The sequence below is a fragment of the Bacillus sp. FSL L8-0099 genome (genome assembly GCF_038006385.1).
GTDB lineage: Bacteria > Bacillota > Bacilli > Bacillales > Bacillaceae_G > Bacillus_A > Bacillus_A toyonensis.
Genome location: NZ_JBBOVC010000001.1, coordinates 3,836,083 through 3,860,052, shown reverse-complemented (window position 1 = coordinate 3,860,052; position 23,970 = coordinate 3,836,083). Strand labels below are relative to the sequence as shown.

General features: G+C 37.5%; 23 protein-coding genes. All 23 read left to right on the top strand.

The annotated features are described in order from the left end of the window. Nucleotides 1-42: 42 nt before the first annotated feature. The 23 genes from rncS (at nucleotide 43) to rpsB (ending at nucleotide 23,876) form a co-directional block, all read left to right on the top strand. Nucleotides 43-780, top strand: coding sequence for a ribonuclease III (gene rncS / locus MHH42_RS19410; protein ID WP_001146877.1), 738 nt, complete (start codon nucleotides 43-45; stop codon nucleotides 778-780). A gap of 146 nt (nucleotides 781-926) precedes the next feature. Continuing rightward, entirely contained in the window at nucleotides 927-4,496 is a 3,570-nt protein-coding gene (gene smc / locus MHH42_RS19405; RefSeq protein WP_340893907.1) for a chromosome segregation protein SMC, read from the top strand. 14 nt (nucleotides 4,497-4,510) lie between these two features. Beyond that, nucleotides 4,511-5,500, top strand: a complete 990-nt coding sequence (gene ftsY / locus MHH42_RS19400; protein WP_340893905.1) for a signal recognition particle-docking protein FtsY — start codon at nucleotides 4,511-4,513, stop codon at nucleotides 5,498-5,500. Between the two features lie 133 nt (nucleotides 5,501-5,633). Beyond that, the gene (locus MHH42_RS19395) at nucleotides 5,634-5,966 is read left to right on the top strand and encodes a putative DNA-binding protein (protein WP_000891061.1); all 333 of its coding nucleotides are present in this window, start codon (nucleotides 5,634-5,636) and stop codon (nucleotides 5,964-5,966) included. Between the two features lie 12 nt (nucleotides 5,967-5,978). Continuing rightward, the gene (gene ffh / locus MHH42_RS19390) at nucleotides 5,979-7,328 is read left to right on the top strand and encodes a signal recognition particle protein (protein WP_000863463.1); all 1,350 of its coding nucleotides are present in this window, start codon (nucleotides 5,979-5,981) and stop codon (nucleotides 7,326-7,328) included. A gap of 101 nt (nucleotides 7,329-7,429) precedes the next feature. After that, entirely contained in the window at nucleotides 7,430-7,702 is a 273-nt protein-coding gene (rpsP, locus tag MHH42_RS19385; RefSeq protein WP_000268750.1) for a 30S ribosomal protein S16, read from the top strand. A 14-nt stretch (nucleotides 7,703-7,716) separates the two neighbouring features. Beyond that, nucleotides 7,717-7,944 carry a KH domain-containing protein gene (locus MHH42_RS19380; protein ID WP_000737399.1) on the top strand — a complete coding sequence of 76 codons (228 nt, stop codon included), beginning with the start codon at nucleotides 7,717-7,719 and terminating at the stop codon, nucleotides 7,942-7,944. A gap of 121 nt (nucleotides 7,945-8,065) precedes the next feature. Beyond that, nucleotides 8,066-8,581: a ribosome maturation factor RimM gene (gene rimM / locus MHH42_RS19375; protein WP_000170280.1), complete on the top strand. Its 516-nt coding sequence runs from the start codon at nucleotides 8,066-8,068 to the stop codon at nucleotides 8,579-8,581. Beyond that, on the top strand, nucleotides 8,581-9,315 hold the full coding sequence (gene trmD / locus MHH42_RS19370) for a tRNA (guanosine(37)-N1)-methyltransferase TrmD (protein WP_000686907.1): 735 nt from the start codon (nucleotides 8,581-8,583) through the stop codon (nucleotides 9,313-9,315). Before rimM ends, trmD begins: the two co-directional genes overlap by 1 nt. Before the next feature lie 146 nt (nucleotides 9,316-9,461). Next, nucleotides 9,462-9,806, top strand: coding sequence for a 50S ribosomal protein L19 (gene rplS, locus MHH42_RS19365; protein WP_001186517.1), 345 nt, complete (start codon nucleotides 9,462-9,464; stop codon nucleotides 9,804-9,806). A gap of 101 nt (nucleotides 9,807-9,907) precedes the next feature. Beyond that, a complete protein-coding gene (gene lepB, locus MHH42_RS19360; protein ID WP_000712442.1) occupies nucleotides 9,908-10,459 on the top strand; it encodes a signal peptidase I in 552 nt (183 codons plus the stop codon). 20 nt (nucleotides 10,460-10,479) lie between these two features. Further along, nucleotides 10,480-11,370, top strand: coding sequence for a ribosome biogenesis GTPase YlqF (gene ylqF, locus MHH42_RS19355; protein WP_000236689.1), 891 nt, complete (start codon nucleotides 10,480-10,482; stop codon nucleotides 11,368-11,370). A 56-nt stretch (nucleotides 11,371-11,426) separates the two neighbouring features. Continuing rightward, nucleotides 11,427-12,200, top strand: a complete 774-nt coding sequence (locus MHH42_RS19350; RefSeq protein WP_016109021.1) for a ribonuclease HII — start codon at nucleotides 11,427-11,429, stop codon at nucleotides 12,198-12,200. Between the two features lie 186 nt (nucleotides 12,201-12,386). Next, a complete protein-coding gene (gene sucC, locus MHH42_RS19345; protein ID WP_001020779.1) occupies nucleotides 12,387-13,547 on the top strand; it encodes an ADP-forming succinate--CoA ligase subunit beta in 1,161 nt (386 codons plus the stop codon). Between the two features lie 19 nt (nucleotides 13,548-13,566). Then, nucleotides 13,567-14,469, top strand: coding sequence for a succinate--CoA ligase subunit alpha (gene sucD, locus MHH42_RS19340; protein ID WP_000115185.1), 903 nt, complete (start codon nucleotides 13,567-13,569; stop codon nucleotides 14,467-14,469). An 88-nt stretch (nucleotides 14,470-14,557) separates the two neighbouring features. Beyond that, on the top strand, nucleotides 14,558-15,427 hold the full coding sequence (gene dprA / locus MHH42_RS19335; protein WP_000818051.1) for a DNA-processing protein DprA: 870 nt from the start codon (nucleotides 14,558-14,560) through the stop codon (nucleotides 15,425-15,427). A gap of 144 nt (nucleotides 15,428-15,571) precedes the next feature. After that, a complete protein-coding gene (topA, locus tag MHH42_RS19330; protein ID WP_001286961.1) occupies nucleotides 15,572-17,650 on the top strand; it encodes a type I DNA topoisomerase in 2,079 nt (692 codons plus the stop codon). Nucleotides 17,651-17,700: 50 nt separating this feature from the next. Beyond that, nucleotides 17,701-19,005 carry an FADH(2)-oxidizing methylenetetrahydrofolate--tRNA-(uracil(54)-C(5))-methyltransferase TrmFO gene (gene trmFO / locus MHH42_RS19325; protein ID WP_000212000.1) on the top strand — a complete coding sequence of 435 codons (1,305 nt, stop codon included), beginning with the start codon at nucleotides 17,701-17,703 and terminating at the stop codon, nucleotides 19,003-19,005. Nucleotides 19,006-19,070: 65 nt separating this feature from the next. Beyond that, the gene (xerC, locus tag MHH42_RS19320) at nucleotides 19,071-19,970 is read left to right on the top strand and encodes a tyrosine recombinase XerC (RefSeq protein WP_001101240.1); all 900 of its coding nucleotides are present in this window, start codon (nucleotides 19,071-19,073) and stop codon (nucleotides 19,968-19,970) included. A 42-nt stretch (nucleotides 19,971-20,012) separates the two neighbouring features. Next, a complete protein-coding gene (gene hslV / locus MHH42_RS19315) occupies nucleotides 20,013-20,555 on the top strand; it encodes an ATP-dependent protease proteolytic subunit HslV (RefSeq protein ID WP_000526274.1) in 543 nt (180 codons plus the stop codon). A gap of 22 nt (nucleotides 20,556-20,577) precedes the next feature. Next, complete coding sequence (hslU, locus tag MHH42_RS19310) at nucleotides 20,578-21,969, top strand: ATP-dependent protease ATPase subunit HslU (protein ID WP_000550076.1); 1,392 nt, start codon at nucleotides 20,578-20,580, stop codon at nucleotides 21,967-21,969. A 77-nt stretch (nucleotides 21,970-22,046) separates the two neighbouring features. Further along, nucleotides 22,047-22,826, top strand: a complete 780-nt coding sequence (gene codY / locus MHH42_RS19305) for a GTP-sensing pleiotropic transcriptional regulator CodY (protein WP_000421291.1) — start codon at nucleotides 22,047-22,049, stop codon at nucleotides 22,824-22,826. Nucleotides 22,827-23,174: 348 nt separating this feature from the next. Then, nucleotides 23,175-23,876, top strand: a complete 702-nt coding sequence (gene rpsB, locus MHH42_RS19300; RefSeq protein ID WP_000111485.1) for a 30S ribosomal protein S2 — start codon at nucleotides 23,175-23,177, stop codon at nucleotides 23,874-23,876. Nucleotides 23,877-23,970 lie beyond the last annotated feature (94 nt).

Below are 23,970 nucleotides of genomic sequence, written 5' to 3'. Positions count from 1 at the left end.
GTTATTTAGCGGGGCTTTCTCGGCTTATATCTGGAGGGACCTATGCCGTACCGAAAATATAGAGAAAAAAAATACGAAACAAAATATCGTGAAGCGTTTAAAGTGTTTCAAGAAAAGATAGGTATTACGTTTACAGATGAAAAATTATTGACTCAAGCATTTACGCATTCATCGTATGTGAATGAGCATCGAAAAAAACCGCATGAAGACAATGAGCGTCTCGAATTTCTTGGAGATGCAGTATTGGAACTTACTGTATCGCAGTATCTGTTTCAAAAATATCCGACAATGAGCGAAGGAGAGTTAACAAAACTACGTGCAGCTATTGTATGTGAGCCATCTCTTGTTCGTTTTGCAAATGAGCTGTCATTTGGAAGCCTTGTTTTATTAGGGAAAGGTGAAGAAATGACAGGTGGACGTGAACGACCAGCTTTATTAGCGGATGTCTTTGAAGCGTTTATTGGTGCCCTTTATCTTGATCAAGGGCTAGAAACAGTTTGGGGATTCTTAAAAGAAATTGTGTATCCGAAAATTAATGAAGGTGCTTTTTCTCATGTGATGGATTATAAGAGTCAATTGCAAGAATTGATCCAGCGTGATGGTAGTGGCAACATTGAGTATCAAATTTTGCAAGAAAAAGGACCAGCCCATAATCGAGAATTTGTGTCACGTGTTACATTAAATAATGTAGCGTTAGGTCTTGGTAGTGGTAAGTCGAAAAAAGAAGCAGAGCAACAAGCTGCTGCAGAAGCATTGAAAAAATTAAAAGAACAATTATAAGGAATCCCCCTTTGAATAGGGGGATTCCTTATGCATAGAATGAAACTTTTCTTTTGTAGATAAATGAAAGGAAAGTAAATCCGTATTATAGCTTGGTTTCGTACAGACAACGTATATAACAACGGAGAATAGGAGGAAGACCTTTCGTGTTTTTAAAAAGATTAGAAATAGCAGGATTTAAATCTTTTGCTGAGCGTGTATCTGTCGATTTTGTTCCAGGTGTTACGTCTGTAGTAGGGCCTAATGGGAGCGGGAAAAGTAATATTACTGATGCAATTCGCTGGGTACTTGGTGAACAATCTGCAAAATCATTACGTGGTGCAAAGATGGAGGATGTTATTTTTGCCGGTAGTGAAACGAGGAGAGCGGTTAATGTAGCTGAAGTAACATTAACTTTAAATAATGAAGATCAACGTTTACCGATTGAATATAACGAGGTGAGTGTAACGCGCCGTGTATCTCGTTCAGGTGATAGTGACTTTTATATAAATAAACAATCTTGTAGATTGAAAGACATTATCGATTTATTTATGGACTCTGGCATGGGAAGAGAAGCCTTTTCAATTATTAGTCAGGGGAAAGTGGAAGAGATTTTAAGTAGTAAATCAGAAGAACGTCGCGGTGTATTTGAAGAAGCGGCAGGTGTGCTGAAATACAAACTTCGTAAAAAGAAAGCTGAAGGGAAATTAGCGGATACACAAGAAAACTTAAATCGTGTACAAGATATTATTCATGAATTGAGTATTCAAGTAGAACCGTTAGAGAGACAAGCTTCTATTGCGAAAGATTATCTCGAGAAAAAAGAAGAGTTAGAGAAAGTAGAAGCTGCGCTTATTGTACATGAAATTGAAGAATTGCATGAGAAATGGGAAGCGCTTCGAAGTCAGTTTGGGCATAATAAAAACGAAGAAGCTAAAATGTCAACGCATTTACAAAAAAGTGAAGAAGAGCTTGAGGAATTACGTGGACAATTACAAGCGGTAGATGAGTCTGTAGATTCCTTGCAAGAAGTTCTTCTTCTTTCTAGCAAAGAGCTAGAAAAATTAGAAGGACAACGTGAGCTGTTAAAAGAGAGGAAGCAAAATGCTACGACGCATTGTGCACAACTTGAACAGTTAATTGTTGAATTGACAGAAAAAGCTAAAAGTTATGATGGTGAAATTGAATCAAGTACAGAAGTGTTAATGCAATTTGTAGATCAAGTAAAAGAATTGGAGAGAAATTTGCTTGATAATGAACAACTGCTTGCAACTTTAGCGGATAATTTAGAGGAACAGATTGAGAATTTAAAAGGGGATTATATTGAACTTTTAAATCAACAAGCTAGTCAGCGTAATGAATTATCTATGATTGAAGAACAGTCTAAACAGCAAAACTCTAAAAATGAACGTCTTGATGAAGAGAATGCGAAATATGTAGAAATGCGTATGGAAATCACAGCGAAAAAGACGAAACTTGTTGAAAGTTATGAACAAGTGAAAGAAAAAATAGCTGGTATCATTTCGAACATACAGAAAACAGAAGCGGCGCTTGGGAAATGTAAGGCGCAGTATAGTGAAAATGAAACAAAACTGTATCAAGCATATCAATTTGTACAACAGGCGCGCTCACGAAAAGAAATGCTAGAAGAGATGCAAGAGGACTATTCTGGTTTCTACCAAGGTGTACGTGAAGTATTGAAAGCTAGAGAAAATAGGTTGCAAGGTATCGAGGGTGCTGTTGCGGAACTGTTAACGGTACCGAAAGAATATGAAGTTGCAATGGAAATCGCTCTAGGTGCAGCAATGCAGCATATCGTTGTACAAACAGAGGAACATGCTCGTAATGCAATTGCATTTTTAAAGCAGAATAAACATGGACGTGCAACGTTTTTACCGCAAGCTGTTATTAAAAGTAGATCGTTATCATTTGAACAGTTACGTGTTGTGAATCAACATCCATCGTTTGTAGGAGTAGCGGCAGAACTTGTGCAGTACAATAATAAATACGAGAATGTCGTTTCGAGCCTATTAGGTACAGTTGTTGTTGCGAAAGATTTACGCGGTGCAAATGAATTAGCGAAACAATTACAATATCGCTATCGTATTGTAACACTTGAAGGTGACGTAGTGAATCCTGGGGGTTCAATGACTGGTGGAGCTGTAAAACAGGCGAAATCTTCTTTATTAGGACGTCAGCGTGAACTTGAAGAATGGACTAAAAAGCTCACTGATATGGAAGAAAAAACAACGAAGCTAGAAAACTTTGTTAAAGCAGTAAAGCAAGAGATTCAAGAAAAAGAAGTACAAATACGCGAACTACGCCAAGGTGTAGAAACTGAGCGTGTAGATGAACAAAAATTAAGAGAAGAAATTAATCAATTAGAATTAGAAGAACATCGAATTAATGATCGCTTATCTATATACGACTTAGAGATAGAAGGATTTTTACAAGATCAAGTGAAAATGCAAGGACGTAAAGGAGAGTTAGAAAAGATTTTAGCAACTCTTCAAGCAGAGATTTCGGAATTAGATAGCAAAATCGTCGCGTTAACGAAACAAAAAAGCGAGCAACATTCTTCAAAAGAAAAAGTTCAGAAGGAAATGACTGAGCTGAAAGTACAAGCGGCTGAACAACAACAACGTTTGTCTAATCAAAAAGAAAAAGTTGAGCGATTAACGAAGGAAAAAGAAGAAACTGATACAACACTTGTAAAAACAAAAGAAGATTTAGCATTCTTAAAGCAAGAAATGACATCTAATTCAAGTGGTGAAGAACAAATTACGAATATGATTGAGAAAAAAGCATATGATCGTAATCAAACTTCAGAATTAATTCGCTCTCGCCGTGAACAACGTGTATCATTACAAGAGAGAGTGGAGCATTTAGAACGCAATGTGAAGGAAACGTTAGGCAAGCATAAATATATTCTTGAGTTGTTGAAAGATCAAGAAGTGAAAATTAACCGACTTGATGTTGAGTTGGAAAATAGATTGCAACATTTACGTGAAACATATACGATTTCATTTGAAGCAGCAAAACTGAAGTATACAATGATGATGCCTGCAGAAGATGCGCGTAAAAAGGTGAAATTAATAAAACTATCCATAGAAGAGTTAGGTACAGTAAACTTGGGTGCAATTGATGAATACGAGCGAGTAGCGGAACGTCATACGTTCTTACTAGAGCAACGAGATGATTTAGAAGAAGCGAAAGCGACATTGCACCAACTTATTACTGAGATGGATGAAGAAATGAAAAAACGTTTTTCCACTACTTTTGAAGGGATTCGAACGGAGTTTCAATCTGTATTTACTGAATTATTCGGAGGCGGTAGAGCGGATTTAGTAATGACGGATCCTGGAGACATATTAAATACTGGTATTGATATTGTTGCACAACCACCAGGAAAGAAATTGCAGAACTTAGGTTTACTGTCAGGTGGAGAACGTGCTTTAACGGCAATAGCGCTTTTATTTGGTATTTTAAAAGTACGCCCAGTACCATTCTGTGTACTAGACGAAGTAGAAGCGGCTCTAGACGAAGCGAATGTTGCTCGTTTTGCGCAATATTTAAAGAAATTTAGTGATGAGACGCAGTTTATTGTAATTACACACAGGAAAGGTACAATGGAAGAGTCTGATGTATTGTATGGTGTAACGATGCAAGAATCAGGTGTATCTAAGCTTGTTTCTGTTCGTTTAGATGACGGGGAAGAACTTGTGGCGAGTAAATAGGAAGGATGGGAAGCATGAGCTTATTTAAAAAACTTAAAGAAAAAATTTCAAAACAAACGGATACAGTAACAGAGAAATTTAAACACGGATTGGAAAAAACGAGAAATTCATTTGCGGATAAAGTAAATGATTTAGTCTATCGTTACCGTAAAGTGGATGAAGATTTCTTTGAAGAGTTAGAAGAGATTTTAATCGGCGCAGACGTAGGGGTTTCGACTGTAATGGAATTAATTGATCAGTTGAAAGAAGAAGTGCAGCGCCGAAATATTCAGGACCCAAAAGAAGTACAAGCTGTTATTTCGGAAAAGTTAGTTGGCATTTATAAAGGTGACAGCGACTTTAGTAATGAAATCAATATGCAAGAAGATCAATTAACAGTTGTTTTATTTGTAGGTGTTAACGGTGTAGGGAAAACGACGACAATTGGTAAACTGGCACATAGATTTAAATCAGAAGGTAAGTCAGTCCTATTGGCAGCAGGAGATACGTTCCGTGCTGGCGCGATTGAACAATTAGAAGTATGGGGCGATCGCGTTGGTGTAGAAGTCATTAAACAAGGGTCTGGTTCTGACCCTGCAGCGGTAATGTATGACGCTGTACAAGCTGCAAAAGCGCGTAAAGTAGATGTATTACTATGTGATACAGCAGGACGTTTGCAAAATAAGGTGAACTTAATGAAAGAGTTAGAGAAAGTGAAGCGTGTAATTGAGCGTGAAGTACCAGGAGCTCCTCATGAAGTGTTACTAGTTATTGATGCAACAACAGGTCAAAACGGTTTAAGTCAAGCGAAAACATTCCGTGAAGCAACGAATGTTACTGGTATTGTTTTAACGAAGTTAGATGGAACTGCTAAAGGTGGTATCGTATTAGCAATTCGTAACGAAATGGATGTACCGGTGAAATTTGTTGGCTTAGGAGAGCAAATGGATGATCTGCAGCAGTTTGATCCAGAACAATATGTGTATGGTTTATTTGCAAATTTAGTGGAAACAGAAGAAGTATAAATGAAAGAAGCGGTATTACCGCTTCTTTTTCTATAAAAAATAAGTGATGTTAAGAAAAAAACTTGACACTCTTTTATACTCCATGTAAACTAATTGATGTAAAGGGAAATCACTTAACAAAGGATGATCCAACATGCTCGAGAAAACAACGAGAATGAACTATTTATTTGATTTTTATCAATCGTTGTTAACGCAAAAACAAAGAAGTTATATGTCGCTTTATTATCTAGATGATTTATCTCTTGGTGAAATTGCGGAAGAATTTGATGTAAGTCGCCAAGCCGTGTATGATAACATTAAACGGACTGAAGCGATGCTTGAAGAATATGAAGATAAATTAGTATTACTTCAAAAGTTTCAAGAGCGACAGCGACTTGTTGCAAAGCTAAAACAGCTAATCAGCGAAGAAGAGCATGTGAATGAAGAAATGAAACAAGTTGTTGAAGCTATCGAAAAATTAGATTAGGAGGGCGGCAATATGGCATTTGAAGGATTAGCCGACCGACTTCAACAGACAATGCAAAAAATCCGCGGCAAAGGAAAAGTTTCTGAAGCCGATGTGAAAGAAATGATGAGAGAAGTTCGTCTAGCTCTTTTAGAAGCGGATGTTAACTTTAAAGTAGTAAAAGATTTTGTAAAGCGTGTGTCTGAGCGTGCTGTCGGACAAGATGTAATGAAAAGTTTGACACCTGGACAACAAGTAATTAAAGTTGTACAGGAAGAACTTACAGAACTTATGGGCGGAGAGCAAAGCAAAATTGCTGTTGCTAATAAGCCACCGACTGTTATAATGATGGTTGGTCTGCAAGGTGCGGGTAAAACGACGACAACAGGTAAGCTTGCGAATTTGCTTCGTAAAAAGCATAATCGTAAACCGATGCTTGTTGCAGCGGATATTTACCGTCCAGCAGCGATTAAACAGCTTGAAACATTAGGGAAGCAATTGGACATGCCTGTTTTCTCTTTAGGAGATCAAGTAAGTCCTGTTGAAATTGCGAAACAAGCGATTGCAAAGGCAAAAGAAGATCATCACGATTATGTTTTAATCGATACAGCAGGTCGCCTGCATATTGATGAAGAACTAATGGATGAATTAGCGAAAGTGAAAGAAGTTGCGAATCCGGATGAAATTTTCCTTGTTGTCGATGCGATGACAGGACAAGACGCGGTAAATGTTGCACAAAGTTTCCATGATCAGTTAGGGTTAACGGGTGTTGTATTAACGAAACTAGATGGTGATACGCGCGGTGGTGCGGCATTATCTATTAAGGCTGTAACAAATACACCAATTAAATTTGCTGGTATGGGTGAAAAACTAGATGCGATTGAAGCGTTCCATCCAGAACGTATGGCATCCCGCATTTTAGGGATGGGCGACGTCTTAACATTAATTGAAAAAGCGCAAGCTACAGTTGATGAAGAGAAAGCAAAAGAACTTGAGCAAAAAATGCGTACGCTTTCGTTTACACTTGACGATTTCCTAGAACAACTTGGACAAGTGCGTCAACTTGGACCACTTGACGAATTGTTAGGGATGCTTCCTGGTGCAAATAAAATTAAAGGGCTGAAAAATGCGCAAGTTGATGAAAAGCAAATTGGGCATATTGAGGCAATTATTCGTTCTATGACTAAATTAGAACGTGAACAACCGGAAATAATTAACGCTAGTCGAAAAAAACGCATTGCCAAAGGTAGCGGTACAACCGTACAAGAAATCAATCGTCTAATCAAGCAATTCGATGATATGAAGAAAATGATGAAAACGATGACTGGAATGCAAAAAGGTAAGAAAAAAGGACTAGGTGGAATGAAGTTTCCATTCATGTAAGAAAAAAAGATGGCTCTGTTAAGAAAAAATACTTTACAAAGCAATAGTCTTTTTGCTAATATAATTATCTGTGTGAAATAAATTCGGAGGTGCTTTATAAAATGGCAGTTAAAATTCGTTTAAAACGTATGGGAGCTAAAAAAACTCCTTTCTATCGTGTAGTTGTTGCAGATTCTCGTTCTCCTCGTGACGGACGTTTCATTGAGGAAATCGGTACTTATAATCCGGTTGCTCAACCAGCTGAAGTTAAGATCAACGAAGAAGCAGCATTAAAATGGTTAGGAAACGGTGCTAAACCATCTGATACAGTTCGTAACTTATTCTCTAACCAAGGTATCATGGAGAAATTCCACTTATCTAAACAAGGTAAGTAATTGAGGCAATGACTATGAAGAAGTTAGTCGAGACGATTGTCAAGCCTCTTGTCGATCATCCTGAAGATGTAAAAGTTACACAGGAACTTTACAACGGAGAGATAAAGTATCGATTAACTGTACATCCTGAGGATGTTGGAAAAGTCATTGGTAAGCAAGGGAGAGTTGCGAAAGCGATTCGAATGCTCTTGTATTCAGTGGGACATCATAATGATGAAAAAGTAACACTGGAAATTCAATAAACGTAAAAAGGGCGAGGAGTTACATCCTCTCCCTTTTTTAACATTTAAAGAGAAGTTGCATGTTCCATATGTGAAATGGAGATGCTTAATTTATATAGAAACCAGGGGTGACATACTATTTATGACAAAATGGTTTAATGTAGGGAAAATTGTAAATACTCATGGCGTAAGAGGAGAAATTCGTGTTATTTCTCGTACTGATTTTCCGGAAGAGCGATATAAGGTAGGAAACACTCTATACATATCGAATGAGAAAAGTACAGACTTCCTTCCGGTGAAGGTAACTTCTCATCGTCAACATAAGACATTTGATTTATTAACATTTGAAGGATACAACAATGTAGATGAAGCAGAAAAGTTTAAAGGTTCTTTAATAAAAGTACCAGAAGAGCAGTTAGGCGAACTTGCTGAAGGTGAATACTACTATCATGAAATTATTGGTTGCAGTGTTGTTACGGAAGAAGGAGAAGCGTTAGGAACGATTAAAGAGATTCTATCTCCTGGTGCAAATGATGTTTGGGTAATTAAACGTCCAAAGGGCCAAGATCTTTTAATTCCTTACATTGATGATGTTGTACTTCAAGTTAATATTGAAAATAAATTAGTAACCATTCATGTAATGGAAGGGCTACTATAATGAAAATTGATATTTTAACGTTGTTTCCAGACATGTTTACCGGTGTATTTGGGTCTTCCATCTTAAAGAAGGCGCAAGAAAAAGAAGCGGTAAGCCTTCGTGTTGTTAACTTTCGTGATTATACAACGAGTAAGCATAATAGTGTAGACGATTATCCTTACGGCGGAGGTGCTGGTATGGTGCTTACTCCTCAGCCTATTTTTGATGCGGTGGAAGATTTAACGAAAGAAACAGAGCGTAAGCCGAGAGTTGTCTTAATGTGTCCGCAAGGGGAAAGATTTACTCAGAAGAAAGCGGAAGAGCTTGCAGAGGAAGAACATTTAATCTTTGTATGTGGGCATTATGAAGGGTATGATGAACGGATTCGTGAGCATCTCGTAACTGATGAGATTTCTATTGGTGACTACGTATTAACAGGTGGAGAATTAGCCTCTATGGTTATTACTGATAGTGTAGTACGTCTCCTGCCAGGAGTACTAGGAAATCATGCTTCACAAGTGGAAGATTCGTTTAGTACAGGGTTATTGGAACATCCACATTATACACGTCCTGCTGATTTTCGTGGTATGAAGGTACCAGATGTTTTAATGTCAGGAAATCATAAAAATATTGATGAATGGCGCCATAAAGAATCTTTGCGTCGTACGTACACACGTAGACCGGATTTATTGGAAGAAAGAGAATTATCTAAGCAAGAAAAGAAATGGTTGGAACAGATTAAAGAAGAACAATAAGGGCTTCATATATTTTCTATTGCAACAGTCCTAGCAATATGCTATTATAACATTTGTGCTACTGAAATCAGTAGCCGTATTAACGATGTTCCGCTGTAATTTAATAAGACTTTATAAGAGCATCTGTTTAAAGGAGAGAATTTAATATGCAACAATTAATCGCAGAAATTACAAAAGGCCAATTAAAAACTGACCTTCCTTCATTCCGTCCTGGAGACACTTTACGTGTACACGTAAAAGTAGTTGAGGGAACTCGTGAAAGAATTCAGCTTTTCGAAGGTGTTGTAATCAAACGTCGTGGTGGCGGAATCAGTGAAACATTCACAGTTCGTAAGATTTCTTACGGTGTAGGTGTTGAGCGTACATTCCCAGTTCACACGCCAAGAATCGCGAACATCGAAGTACTTCGCCGTGGTAAAGTACGTCGTGCTAAGTTATACTACTTACGTAACCTTCGCGGTAAAAAAGCACGTATTAAAGAAATTCGATAAGACATGTATGGGAGCTTGTAAATGCGCAAGCTCCCTTTTTCCAATCTATATAAAATTTTGGTATAATACGAGCAGCTTACATAACCGTGGAGGGGAAATACATGAAAAAAGAGACGAGTTCACTTTGGGAATGGATCAAAGCAATTTTGATTGCTGTTGTATTAGCTGGTGTTATTAGACAGTTTTTCTTTGCACCAATTCTCGTAGATGGGGTATCAATGGCGCCAACTTTACATGATCGAGATCGAATGATTGTAAATAAAATTGGTTATCACATAGGAGACCCAAAACGCTTCGATATTATCGTATTCCGTGCAACGGAAGATAAAGATTATATAAAGCGTATTATTGGCCTGCCAGGCGATGAAATAGAGTATCGGAATGACAAACTATATGTTAACGGAAAGGTTTATGAGGAGCCGTATTTAGATAAGCAGAAAAAACAGCTTGCTGATGGACCGCTTACATATGATTTTACTCTTGAAGAAATGACGGGAAAGAAAACTGTTCCAAAAGATCAATTATTTGTTTTAGGGGATAATCGTCGTTTTAGTAAAGATAGCCGTTCGATTGGTACGATTTCAATGGATCAAGTACTTGGTAAAGCCAATATGCTATATTGGCCGTTAAAAGATGCACGTATTGTGAAATAAATGAAAAAGAAGGTGGCAACATGGTAATTCAATGGTTTCCAGGGCATATGGCTAAGGCTAGACGCCAAGTAACAGAAAAATTAAAATTAATTGATGTTGTAATTGAACTTGTAGATGCTCGATTACCATTATCATCTAGAAACCCGATGATTGATGAGATTATTACACATAAGCCAAGGCTTGTTGTTTTAAATAAAGCGGATATGGCAGATGATCGTCTAACGAAAGAATGGATTGCATATTTTAAAGAAAAAGGGCATATGGCAATTTCAATTAATGCGCAAGCTGGACAAGGTATGAAGGAAATTACTGCGGCTTGTAAAGTGCTTGTTAAAGAGAAGTTTGATAAGATGGTTGCGAAAGGGATTAGACCGAGAGCAATTCGTGCTTTAATTGTCGGTATACCGAATGTTGGTAAATCTACGTTAATTAATAAATTGGCGAAGAAAAACATTGCTAAAACAGGAGATCGTCCAGGTGTGACAACAGCTCAACAATGGATTAAAGTTGGGAAAGAAATGGAACTGTTAGATACACCAGGTATTCTGTGGCCTAAATTTGAAGATCAATTAGTGGGTCTTCGTTTAGCGACAACGGGTGCAATTAAAGATTCAATTTTAAATTTACAAGATGTAGCTGTTTATGCATTACGTTTTATGGAGAAACACTATCCAGAACGTTTAAAAGAGCGATATAATTTAGATGAAATTCCAGAAGATATTGTAGAGTTATTTGATGCAATTGGAAAATACAGAGGCTGTTTAATGGGCGGCGGAATGATTGATTATGATAAAACATCTGAACTGGTACTTCGTGAACTTCGCGGTGGAAAACTTGGTAAAATGACGTTTGAAACACCAGAAGAGTTTGTGGAGCAAGTAGAAGAGGTAGAGAAAATAGAAGAAGTATAAGACGTGCGTTTGTGCGTCTTTTCTTTTTGTATACGTTTATAAAGGAGTGTACTTATATGCAAAAAATGACAATACAAGAAGCGGAGAATTTACTGCAAGAAATTATGAGTGAAGAAGATGATCGCTTTCAAATGTTAATAAAAGATGAACGAAAGGGCATTCAAAAACTTATTTTGAAGTGGTACAAACAAAAAGAGTTAGCACAAAAGGAAAAAGAAAAATTTCTAGAAATGTCTAAGTATGAAAATGCGTTACGTGAAAAAGGAATCACATATATTGCTGGCATTGATGAAGTAGGGCGTGGACCATTAGCTGGGCCCGTTGTGACGGCAGCTGTCGTTCTTCCAGATGATTTTTATATTCCAGGGTTAGATGACTCAAAAAAGCTGAGTGAAGCGAAGCGAGAGCGTTTTTATGATGAAATAAAAGCACAAGCAATTGCGATTGGAGTTGGAATTGTATCACCGCAAGTCATAGATGAGATAAATATTTATCAAGCGACGAAACAAGCGATGTTAGATGCTGTTGCGAATTTATCTTGTACACCACAATATTTATTAATTGATGCGATGAAGCTTCCTACATCAATTCCACAAACATCCATTATTAAAGGTGATGCGAAAAGTGTTTCTATTTCAGCTGCATCTATTATTGCGAAGGTGACGAGAGATCGTATGATGAAAGAGCTTGGGGAAAAGTATCCTGCATATGGATTTGGACAACATATGGGGTATGGAACGAAACAGCATTTAGAAGCGATTGAAGCGCATGGAGTATTAGAGGAACACCGGAAATCATTTGCGCCAATTAAAGATATGATTCAAAAATAAGCTGTGAATATACAGCTTATTTTTTTATTTTGGTATATGAACATTATTATTTTCGAAAAAGAATAAAGCGATTTCAGTTTTCTGACACTTTATTGTAGACAGCGTGCCAATCATCTTATACAATGGCAATGTAATGTTTTTTAAACATTAAAAAACTTTTCGAGTAAAACAGGGGAGGATGGGACCATGAATATCCATGAGTACCAAGGTAAGGCAGTCCTTAAAAGCTATGGGGTTAGCGTTCCGAACGGGAAAGTTGCATTTACAGTAGAAGAAGCTGTAGAAGCAGCGAAAGAATTAGGAACGGATGTATGTGTAGTTAAAGCGCAAATTCACGCTGGTGGACGCGGCAAAGCTGGCGGTGTAAAAGTTGCGAAAAATTTAGAAGAAGTTCGTACATATGCAGAAAGCATTTTAGGAACTACACTTGTAACGCATCAAACAGGTCCTGAAGGTAAGGAAGTAAAACGCTTACTTATCGAAGAAGGTTGCGATATTAAGAAAGAATATTATGTAGGTCTAGTGTTAGATCGTGCAACTTCTCAAGTTGTTTTAATGGCATCTGAAGAAGGTGGAACAGAAATTGAAGAAGTAGCAGAAAAAACACCTGAAAAAATCTTTAAAGAATATATTGATCCAGCAGTAGGTTTACAAGGTTTCCAAGCGCGTCGAATCGCATTTAACATCAATATTCCAAAAGAGCTTGTAGGACAAGCTGTGAAGTTTATGATGGGCTTATATCGTGCGTTTATTGAAAAAGATTGCTCTATCGCTGAAATTAATCCACTTGTTACAACAGGTGACGGTAAAGTAATGGCGTTAGATGCAAAATTAAACTTTGATTCTAATGCATTATATCGTCATAAAGACATTTTAGAGCTGCGTGATCTTGATGAAGAAGATTCAAAAGAAGTTGAAGCATCTAAATATGACTTAAACTACATTCCTTTAGATGGAAATATCGGTTGTATGGTAAATGGTGCAGGTTTAGCGATGGCTACAATGGATATCATTAAACATTACCATGGTGACCCAGCTAACTTCTTAGATGTTGGTGGCGGTGCAACGGCTGAAAAAGTAACAGAAGCATTCAAAATTATCCTTTCTGACAAAAATGTAAAAGGTATCTTCGTTAACATTTTTGGTGGCATTATGAAGTGTGATGTTATCGCAGAAGGTGTTATTGAAGCAACGAAGCAAGTAGGTCTTGAATTACCTTTAGTTGTACGTCTTGAAGGTACAAACGTAGAATTAGGTAAGAAAATTTTAAATGAGTCTGGCTTAAATATTGTTGCAGCAGAATCTATGGCAGACGGTGCACAGAAAATTGTTTCACTAGTGGGCTAATAGAAAGCGGGGGAGAAAAATGAGCGTATTAGTTAATAAAGATACAAAAGTTATTGTTCAAGGTATTACTGGTTCTCAAGGATTATTCCATACAAAACAAATGATTGAATACGGTACGAAAATTGTCGGTGGTGTAACACCTGGTAAAGGCGGCACTGATATTGAAGGTGTACCAGTATTTGATACAGTAGAAGATGCTGTGAAAGCAACAGGCGCAAACGCTTCAGTTGTATACGTTCCACCCGCTTTTGCTGCTGATGCAATTATGGAAGCAGTTGATGCGAAGATTGATTTAGTAGTATGTATTACTGAAGGAATTCCTGTATTAGATATGGTTAACGTAAAGAGATATATGGCTGGTAAACATACACGTTTACTTGGACCAAACTGCCCAGGTGTCATTACACCTGATGAATGTAAAATCGGTATTATGCCAGGATACATTCACAAAAAAGGTCATGTAGGTATCGTATCTCGTTCTGGTACATTAACATATGAAGCTGTACACCAGTTAACACAAGAAGGTATTGGCCAATCTACTGCTGTAGGTATCGGTGGGGACCCTGTTAACGGTACAGACTTTATTGATGCGTTAAAAGCATTTAATGAAGATGAAGAAACACATGCTGTAATTATGATTGGTGAAATCGGAGGTACAGCAGAAGAAGAAGCAGCTGAATGGGTAAAAGCTAATATGACAAAACCAGTTGTAGGCTTCATTGGTGGCCAAACAGCGCCTGAAGGCAAACGTATGGGTCATGCGGGGGCAATCATTTCTGGCGGCAAAGGAACTGCTGCTGAAAAGATTAAAACAATGGAAGCTTGTGGTATTAAAGTGGCTGAAACACCAGCTGTTATGGGTGAAACGTTAATCTCTGTTTTAAAAGAAAAGGGATTATTTGAAACTTGTAAAAACTATTAATCTTTTTGAAAGGCACCTTCTTATTTGAGGGTGTCTTTTTACAATTTTTCTGTTTACATAATAAAAATTATGGGTAAGGAGAATTAGGATGAAAAGAGAGCGATTATTACATCTGCATTACGTGTTAGCGGATCATTGGAAGGCGATGGAGAGGCTGCTATATGTCGATCCAGAATTGAAGGTAATATACAATTTTAACCAAAAACAAATAGAAAACTACACTGGAATATCCCCGAAAAAATCTGCAGAACTAGTACATTTCCTCCAAAATTCAAACCTTTTGCAATATATATCTTATTTAGAGAGAAATCAAATCTTTTATGTGACTATATGGGATGAAAATTACCCGCAATTATTACGTGAAATACAAGACCCTCCTTTTGTTTTATATGGAAAAGGAGAGAAGAATTTTCTAAATAAAGTAAATAAATTAGCGGTTGTTGGAACGAGAGAACCGTCGTTATACAGTCGTGAGAGTATGGAGTTTATTTTACATCCTTTATTAGAAAGAGAATGGCTTATTGTGAGCGGATTTGCAAAAGGGATAGATACAATATCTCATGAAGTTACAGTAAAGAAACATCGTCCGACTATTGCGATATTGGGACACGGATTATCTTATATGTATCCGAAAGAGAATAGACGTTTATATGAAAAGTGGGAGGAATATATATTGCTATTAACAGAGTATCCTCCGCACTATGCACCGAAAAAATGGTATTTTCCAAAAAGAAATCGAATTATTAGCGGGATAAGTAAAGGGGTTTTAGTTGTAGAAGCAAAATCAAGAAGTGGGTCACTTATTACGGCAGACCTTGCATTAGAGCAAAATAGAGAGGTATTTGCGCTTCCTGGACCAATATTTATTGATAGTGCATCGGGAACGAATCAGCTTATTCAACAAGGTGCAAAACTAGTACGAAATGCAGAGGATATCTTTGAAGAAATAATAAATTAACCTTATATTTTTATGTTTTTATTAAACAATTATTGACAAATGGTAGATTGGCACTGTATGGTATATTCATTCTTGATTGACAAAAACAAGAGAAATCAATAAGATTAATGAAGACTTGAATCCACCTCTTAAGGAGGCACTAGCATGTCAGATTACCTCGTAATCGTGGAGTCGCCTTCTAAGGCGAAGACCATTGAGAAATATTTAGGGAAAAAATACAAAGTCGTTGCGTCCATGGGACATGTTCGCGATTTACCTAAAAGCCAAATGGGGATAGAAGTAAAGAACAACTTCACCCCGAAGTATATTACCATTCGTGGTAAAGGTCCCGTTTTAAAAGATTTAAAATCAGCGGCAAAAAAAGCAAAGAAAGTCTATCTCGCGGCCGATCCAGACCGTGAAGGAGAAGCAATTGCTTGGCATTTAGCGAATACGTTAAATGTGGATGTTGAATCAGATTGTCGAGTTGTCTTCAATGAAATTACAAAAGATGCAATAAAAGAATCATTTAAACATCCTCGTGCAATTAATATGGATTTAGTAGATGCACAACAAGCAAGACGTATACTTGATCGTCTAGTTGGTTACAATATTAGTCCTTTATTATGGAAGAAAGTAAAAAAAGGATTAAGTGCAGGTCGTGTACAATCTGTAGCAGTTCGTTTAATTATCGAACGTGAAAGGGAGATTCAAAACTTTGAGCCTGAAGAATTCTGGACAATTAAAACAGAGTTTGTAAAAGGGAAAGATACATTTGAAGCAAGCTTTTACGGTGTAGATGGTGAAAAGGTTCAATTAACGAATGAAACGCAAGTGAATGAAATAATTGAACAGATGAAAGATAATGCGTTTTCAGTTGAAAATGTAACGAGAAAAGAGCGAAAACGTAATCCCGCTTTACCGTTTACAACATCTTCCTTGCAACAAGAAGCAGCACGTAAGTTAAATATGCGAGCAAAGAAAACAATGATGCTTGCACAGCAACTGTATGAAGGGATAGATCTTGGGAAACAAGGGACTGTGGGTCTTATAACGTATATGAGAACTGACTCAACGCGTATCTCAGAAACAGCTCAAACAGAGGCTCGTACTTACATTACTGAGGCGTATGGTGCGGAATACATAGGAACAGAGAAGAAGAAAGAAACGAAAAAATCAAATGCACAAGATGCGCATGAGGCAATTCGTCCTACTTCGGTAATGAGAAAGCCAGAGGAACTAAAAAGTTTCTTAGGTCGTGACCAACTTCGGTTGTATAAATTGATTTGGGAGCGATTTGTTGCAAGTCAAATGGCGTCTGCTATAATGGATACTGTTACAGCGAAACTCATTAATAACAATGTTCAGTTCCGTGCAAGTGGCTCGGTTGTAAAGTTCCCGGGGTTTATGAAAGTGTATGTTGAGTCAAAAGATGATGGTGCGGAAGAAAAGGATAAGATGTTGCCACCGTTAGAAGTGGGAGAAACGGTATTTTCAAAAGATATAGAGCCGAAACAACACTATACCCAGCCACCGCCACGTTATACAGAGGCTCGTTTAGTAAGAACACTTGAAGAACTTGGGATTGGAAGACCATCCACTTATGTGCCGACACTTGAAACAATTCAAAAACGCGGTTATGTTGCTTTAGATAATAAACGTTTCGTTCCAACTGAATTGGGTGGAATAGTAATCGAACTTATTTTAGAGTTTTTCCCAGAAATTATTAACATTGAATTCACAGCTAACATGGAGCAAAGCCTTGATGAAGTGGAAGAAGGAAATGCGAATTGGGTGAAAATTGTTGATGATTTCTACGTAGGATTTGAACCGCGCTTAGAAAAAGCGGAAAAAGAAATGCGTGAAGTGGAAATTAAAGATGAACCAGCTGGGGAAGACTGTGAATTATGTGGTCATCCAATGGTCTTTAAAATGGGTAAATATGGGAAGTTTATGGCTTGCTCGAATTTCCCTGATTGTCGTAATACAAAACCGATTGTGAAAGAAATCGGTGTAATTTGTCCGAAGTGTGAAGAAGGACAAATTATTGAACGTCGTAGTAACAAAAAGAAACGTCTTTTCTACGGATGCGGTACGTATCCAGAATGCGACTTTGTATCTTGGGATAAGCCGATTGGCCGTAAATGTCCGAAGTGTGAAGGGATGCTTGTAGAGAAGAAGTTGAAAAAAGGCGTGCAAGTACAATGTATTTCGTGTGATTATGAAGAAGAACAACAAATGTGAGCGTAACTGCTCACATTTTTTTCGGGAAGAAAAGGAAAGGTGATATATATATGACAACACAAGTAGTAAACGTCATTGGCGCAGGTCTTGCAGGAAGTGAAGCAGCTTACCAAATTGCAAAACGTGGTGTCCAAGTAAAATTATATGAAATGAGACCAGTAAGGCAAACGCCAGCTCATCACACAGATAAGTTTGCTGAATTAGTGTGCAGTAACTCATTACGTGCAAACACATTAACAAATGCCGTTGGAGTTATTAAAGAAGAAATGCGTTTAATGGATTCTGTCATTATTCGTGCAGCTGATGAGTGCTCTGTACCAGCTGGAGGAGCTTTAGCAGTTGACCGTCATGAGTTTGCAGCTAAAGTGACTGAATACGTAAAGAATCATCCGAATGTAACTGTAGTGAATGAAGAGCTTACTGAAATTCCAGAAGGACCAACAATTATTGCAACAGGTCCACTTACATCTCCTGATCTTGCTGCACAATTAAAAGAACTAACAGGTGAAGATTATTTCTATTTCTACGATGCAGCAGCACCAATCGTTGAAAAAGACAGCATTGATATGAACAAAGTATATTTAAAGTCTCGTTATGATAAAGGAGAAGCGGCATATTTAAACTGTCCTATGACAGAAGAAGAATTTGATCGTTTTTATGAGGCTTTAATTGCTGCTGAGACAGTACCTTTAAAAGAATTTGAAAAGGAAATTTTCTTTGAAGGTTGTATGCCAGTGGAAGTTATGGCAAGCAGAGGAAGACAGACGCTAGTATTTGGACCAATGAAACCTGTTGGATTAGAAGATCCGAAAACAGGGAAAACGCCATATGCTGTTGTTCAGTTACGTCAAGATGATGCAGCGGGAACGTTATACAATATCGTAGGTTTCCAAACGCATTTAAAGTGGGGACCACAAAAAGAAGTGTTACAGTTAATTCCAGGACTGGAGAACGCAGAAATTGTACGCTACGGTGTAATGCATCGTAATACGTTTATTAATTCACCTAATTTACTTCGTCCGACGTATCAATATAAACAACGTGATGATTTATTCTTTGCTGGTCAAATGACTGGAGTAGAGGGATATGTTGAATCGGCGGCATCAGGGTTATTAGCAGGTATTAACGCTGCTCGACTTGTAAAAGGCGAAGAGCCAGTTGTATTACCACCTGTAACTGCAATGGGAAGTATGGCAAATTATATTACTGCGACAAATGCGAAAAACTTCCAGCCTATGAATGCAAACTTCGGTCTATTTGCACCGTTAGAGAAGAAGATCAAAAAGAAGGCAGAACGAAATGAAGCGTATGCTACACGCGCATTAGAAACAATTCAAAATTTTGTAAATATTTAGTTAAATTTCTTGCAAAGGCTACTAAGTTGTGATACGATTTAGTAGCCTTTATTGAGGTGAGTTATGTGAATGTGAAGAAATTGTTACAATTATTCGTTGGATATTTACAAATTGAAAGAAATTATTCAAAATATACAATTGCAAGTTATCAAAATGATTTAGAACATTTTGTGCAATTTATGGAGCGAGAAGGCATATCCTCTTTTTTAGATGTTACATACGCGGATGTTCGTTTGTACTTAACGACGTTGCACGATGAAAAGTTAGCCCGTAAATCTGTCGCAAGAAAAGTGTCAAGCTTACGAAGTTTATATCGTTTTTTAATGCGTGAAGGTTATCGGAAAGATAACCCGTTTGCACTTGCGTCACTCCCCAAAAAAGAATTGTCAATCCCAAAGTTTTTATATGCTGAAGAATTAGAGGAATTATTTGAAGTTTCTGATACGGAAACGCCGCTAGGTCAAAGGAATCAAGCTTTATTAGAGTTGATGTATGCGACGGGGATCCGTGTGAGTGAATGTGTCAACCTACAACTTACCGATATTGACTTTGCAGTGGGAACAATTTTAGTGATGGGAAAAGGAAAAAAACAAAGGTATATTCCGTTCGGAAGTTATGCACAAGATGCTTTAATTACTTATATGGAGAACGGGAGAAAACAGTTAGCTAACAAGACTGAAGAACAATCTCATATGGTATTTTTAAATGCGAAAGGTACGCCGCTAACAAGTCGTGGTGTGCGCTATGTATTAAACGAACTCATTAAGAAGGCTTCATTGACAATGCGGATAAGTCCCCATATGTTAAGGCATACATTTGCTACACACATGTTAGATGAAGGGGCAGATTTACGTACTGTACAGGAGCTGTTAGGTCATGAAAATTTGTCGACGACACAAATTTATACGCATGTCTCTAAAGAAAGATTGCGTTCTGTTTACATGAAGCATCACCCGCGGGCATAAATTGCTTTTAAAGCTATAAAAACATATAAAGGAGTTTTTTCTATGGGAAATTTCCACGCTACAACGATATTTGCAGTTCATCATAATGGAGAATGTGCAATGGCTGGAGATGGCCAGGTAACGATGGGGAATGCTGTTGTAATGAAACATACAGCTCGTAAAGTTCGTAGACTTTTCCAAGGGAAAGTTTTAGCTGGTTTTGCAGGTTCAGTTGCGGACGCATTTACTCTTTTTGAAATGTTTGAAGGGAAATTAGAAGAGTATAACGGGAACTTGCAGCGTGCTGCAGTTGAAATGGCGAAACAATGGCGTGGGGATAAAATGCTGCGTCAGTTAGAAGCGATGCTCATTGTCATGGATAAAACAACTATGCTCCTTGTTTCGGGCACAGGAGAAGTAATTGAACCGGATGATGGTATTTTAGCAATTGGATCTGGTGGAAATTATGCACTTTCTGCAGGTCGTGCTTTAAAACAATATGCAAGTGAACATTTAACTGCGAAGCAGATTGCGAAAGCGAGTCTAGAAATTGCAGGCGATATTTGTGTTTATACGAACCACAACATAATTGTTGAAGAATTGTAGAATCGTAAGGGAGGCATTTTATATGCATTTACATTTTACTCCGCGCCAAATTGTGGAAAAATTAGATCAATACATCATCGGTCAAAAAGATGCAAAGAAAGCGGTTGCTGTAGCTTTGAGAAATCGATATCGTCGCAGTAAACTAGCTGAAAATTTACGTGATGAAATTGCACCTAAAAATATTTTAATGATTGGACCGACAGGTGTTGGTAAAACAGAGGTAGCACGACGAATGGCGAAACTCGTTGGAGCACCTTTTATTAAGGTTGAAGCTACTAAATTCACAGAAGTTGGATATGTAGGGAGAGATGTAGAGTCGATGGTACGTGACCTTGTAGAAACGTCAGTACGCATCGTGAAAGAAGAAATGGTAGTTAAAGTTCAAGATAAAGCAGAAGAGCAAGCGAACCAACGTCTTGTTGAAATTTTAGTGCCAAGTCCGGAGAAGCAATCTGGATTTAAAAATCCATTAGAAATGCTTTTTGGCGGTGCTCAAAATTCGAATCAAACATCCGATGAGCAAGAAGATGTTGAAATCGAAAAGAAACGTCAAGACGTGGAAAGAAAGCTTGCTGCAGGACTTCTTGAAGATGAAATTGTATCGATTGAAGTGACTGAGCAACAGTCTTCAATGTTTGATATGTTACAAGGAACTGGTATGGAACAAATGGGAATGAATTTCCAAGATGCATTAGGAAGTTTTATGCCGAAAAAAACGAAAAAACGTAAACTTTCTGTAAAAGAAGCAAGAAAACTCTTGACAAATGAGGAAGCACAGCGCTTAATTGATATGGATGAAGTTACACAAGAGGCTGTTTATCGTGCTGAACAGCTCGGGATTATTTTTATCGATGAAATTGACAAAATTGCTGGTAAGCAGTCGAATAGCGTAGATGTATCACGTGAAGGTGTGCAACGTGACATTTTACCAATTGTAGAAGGATCGAATGTTGCGACAAAATACGGATCAGTAAAAACGGATTATATTTTATTCGTTGCAGCTGGAGCGTTTCATATGTCTAAACCGTCGGATTTAATTCCGGAATTGCAAGGGAGATTTCCGATTCGAGTAGAATTAACGAAATTATCGACAGATGATTTTGTTAAAATATTAATCGAGCCTGACAATGCGTTAATTAAACAGTATATGGCATTATTAGCGACTGAAGGTATAGAAATTGAATTTTCAGACGAAGCTATTCGTAAGATTGCTGAGATTGCTTATCAAGTTAATCAGGATACAGATAATATTGGAGCAAGAAGACTCCATACGATTATGGAGAAGCTCCTTGAAGATTTATCGTTTGAAGCATCTGAAATTACGTTAGAGAAAATAACGATAACACCTCAATACGTTGAGGAGAAATTAGCAACAATTGCTAAAAATAAAGATGTGAGCCAGTTTATTTTGTAATAGTGTCATCAGGTGACTCGCCCTAGTTTCCAAGTGATGAAAAAATATGTGAGTAACATGTAGGAGGAACTTTTGAAATGGAATTATTAGCAAAAACAAGAAAATTAAATGCGTTATTACAGAGCGCAGCAGGAAAGCCTGTAAACTTTAGAGAAATGTCTGACACAATGTGTGAAGTAATCGAAGCGAACGTATTCGTAGTAAGTCGTCGTGGTAAATTACTAGGTTATGCAATTCACCAACAAATCGAGAACGAGCGTATGAAACAAATGCTTGCAGAGCGTCAATTCCCAGAAGAATATACGCAAAGCTTATTCAATGTAACGGAAACATCTTCAAACTTAGATGTAAACAGTGCTTACACAGCATTCCCAGTAGAAAATAGAGAATTATTCGGTCAAGGTTTAACTACAATCGTACCAATCGTTGGTGGCGGTGAGCGTCTAGGTACATTAGTGTTAGCTCGTCTTGGTCAAGAGTTCTTAGATGATGATTTAATCCTTGCTGAATACAGTTCAACTGTAGTAGGTATGGAAATCTTACGTGAAAAAGCAGAAGAAATCGAAGAGGAAGCACGTAGTAAAGCTGTTGTTCAAATGGCGATTAGCTCATTATCTTACAGTGAGTTAGAAGCAATTGAGCACATTTTCGAAGAGTTAAACGGAACAGAAGGTCTACTTGTTGCAAGTAAAATTGCTGATCGTGTAGGAATCACTCGTTCTGTGATTGTAAATGCACTACGTAAATTAGAAAGTGCTGGTGTAATCGAGTCTCGTTCTTTAGGTATGAAAGGAACATACATTAAAGTATTAAACGACAAATTTTTACATGAACTTGCTAAATTAAAAACAAACTAATTTATAAAAACTCTCCTCAAATGAGGAGAGTTTTTTTGTATATAAGAGATTGATGTTGTTTGTGAAAAGCGCCATAATCGTGTTCTTTGGAAAACTATGAATTGAATTTTATTTTTTCGCTTAAAAGAAATACAGGTTGGTAATACTAGAATTCGAGTGTGAATAAAGAAAGTTTTACATTGTTCGCATTTTCGACTTGATTGTAATATTTCAGTATGATATAGTAAGCAGTGGTGTCAGTACAAAGTACACACGTTTACTGATTTAAGTGTTGGTGCTACGGTTGTAGTTTCGCTTAGAGATGAAGTAAACGGAGGATATCAAAAACCATTTAGGAGGAACTATATTATGTCAGTAATTTCTATGAAGCAATTGCTTGAAGCTGGTGTTCATTTCGGACATCAAACACGTCGTTGGAACCCAAAAATGAAGCGTTACATTTTCACAGAGCGTAACGGTATCTACATCATCGACTTACAAAAAACTGTGAAAAAAGTTGAGGAAGCTTACAGAACGATGCGCGACATCGCTGCTGAAGGCGGAGACATTTTATTCGTAGGTACTAAAAAACAAGCACAAGAAGCTATTAAAGAAGAAGCAACTCGTGCTGGTATGTACTTCGTTAACCAACGTTGGTTAGGTGGAACTTTAACAAACTTCCAAACAATCCAAAAGCGTATCAAGCGCCTTAAAGACATCGAAAGAATGCAAGAAGATGGTACTTTCGAAGTACTTCCTAAGAAAGAAGTTGTTCAACTTAAAAAAGAGTTAGAGCGTCTTGAGAAATTCTTAGGCGGTATTAAAGATATGAAAGGTCTTCCAAGTGCATTATTCGTAGTAGACCCTCGTAAAGAGCGTATTGCAGTTGCTGAAGCACGCAAATTACACATTCCAATCATCGGTATCGTTGATACAAACTGTGATCCAGACGAAATCGATCACGTTATCCCAGCAAACGATGATGCAATTCGTGCTGTAAAACTTCTTACATCTAAAATGGCAGACGCGATCCTTGAAGCAAAACAAGGTGAAGAAACTGTTACTGCGTAACAAATTTGGAAAGGTGATAAGGGGTTCGGCCTTTTATCACCTTTTTTAAGGTATAAAAACCTTTTTAAAAGGTATAAATACATATTTTAGGAGG

Excerpts from the sequence above, each read along its gene's own strand:
- rncS (WP_001146877.1), top strand. The coding sequence starts at position 43 with ATGCCGTACCGAAAATATAGAGAAAAAAAATACGAAACAAAATATCGT.
- ftsY (WP_340893905.1), top strand. The coding sequence starts at position 4,511 with ATGAGCTTATTTAAAAAACTTAAAGAAAAAATTTCAAAACAAACGGAT.
- MHH42_RS19395 (WP_000891061.1), top strand. The coding sequence starts at position 5,634 with ATGCTCGAGAAAACAACGAGAATGAACTATTTATTTGATTTTTATCAA.
- ffh (WP_000863463.1), top strand. The coding sequence starts at position 5,979 with ATGGCATTTGAAGGATTAGCCGACCGACTTCAACAGACAATGCAAAAA.
- rpsP (WP_000268750.1), top strand. The coding sequence starts at position 7,430 with ATGGCAGTTAAAATTCGTTTAAAACGTATGGGAGCTAAAAAAACTCCT.
- MHH42_RS19380 (WP_000737399.1), top strand. The coding sequence starts at position 7,717 with ATGAAGAAGTTAGTCGAGACGATTGTCAAGCCTCTTGTCGATCATCCT.
- rimM (WP_000170280.1), top strand. The coding sequence starts at position 8,066 with ATGACAAAATGGTTTAATGTAGGGAAAATTGTAAATACTCATGGCGTA.
- trmD (WP_000686907.1), top strand. The coding sequence starts at position 8,581 with ATGAAAATTGATATTTTAACGTTGTTTCCAGACATGTTTACCGGTGTA.
- rplS (WP_001186517.1), top strand. The coding sequence starts at position 9,462 with ATGCAACAATTAATCGCAGAAATTACAAAAGGCCAATTAAAAACTGAC.
- lepB (WP_000712442.1), top strand. The coding sequence starts at position 9,908 with ATGAAAAAAGAGACGAGTTCACTTTGGGAATGGATCAAAGCAATTTTG.
- ylqF (WP_000236689.1), top strand. The coding sequence starts at position 10,480 with ATGGTAATTCAATGGTTTCCAGGGCATATGGCTAAGGCTAGACGCCAA.
- MHH42_RS19350 (WP_016109021.1), top strand. The coding sequence starts at position 11,427 with ATGCAAAAAATGACAATACAAGAAGCGGAGAATTTACTGCAAGAAATT.
- sucC (WP_001020779.1), top strand. The coding sequence starts at position 12,387 with ATGAATATCCATGAGTACCAAGGTAAGGCAGTCCTTAAAAGCTATGGG.
- sucD (WP_000115185.1), top strand. The coding sequence starts at position 13,567 with ATGAGCGTATTAGTTAATAAAGATACAAAAGTTATTGTTCAAGGTATT.
- dprA (WP_000818051.1), top strand. The coding sequence starts at position 14,558 with ATGAAAAGAGAGCGATTATTACATCTGCATTACGTGTTAGCGGATCAT.
- topA (WP_001286961.1), top strand. The coding sequence starts at position 15,572 with ATGTCAGATTACCTCGTAATCGTGGAGTCGCCTTCTAAGGCGAAGACC.
- trmFO (WP_000212000.1), top strand. The coding sequence starts at position 17,701 with ATGACAACACAAGTAGTAAACGTCATTGGCGCAGGTCTTGCAGGAAGT.
- hslV (WP_000526274.1), top strand. The coding sequence starts at position 20,013 with ATGGGAAATTTCCACGCTACAACGATATTTGCAGTTCATCATAATGGA.
- hslU (WP_000550076.1), top strand. The coding sequence starts at position 20,578 with ATGCATTTACATTTTACTCCGCGCCAAATTGTGGAAAAATTAGATCAA.
- codY (WP_000421291.1), top strand. The coding sequence starts at position 22,047 with ATGGAATTATTAGCAAAAACAAGAAAATTAAATGCGTTATTACAGAGC.
- rpsB (WP_000111485.1), top strand. The coding sequence starts at position 23,175 with ATGTCAGTAATTTCTATGAAGCAATTGCTTGAAGCTGGTGTTCATTTC.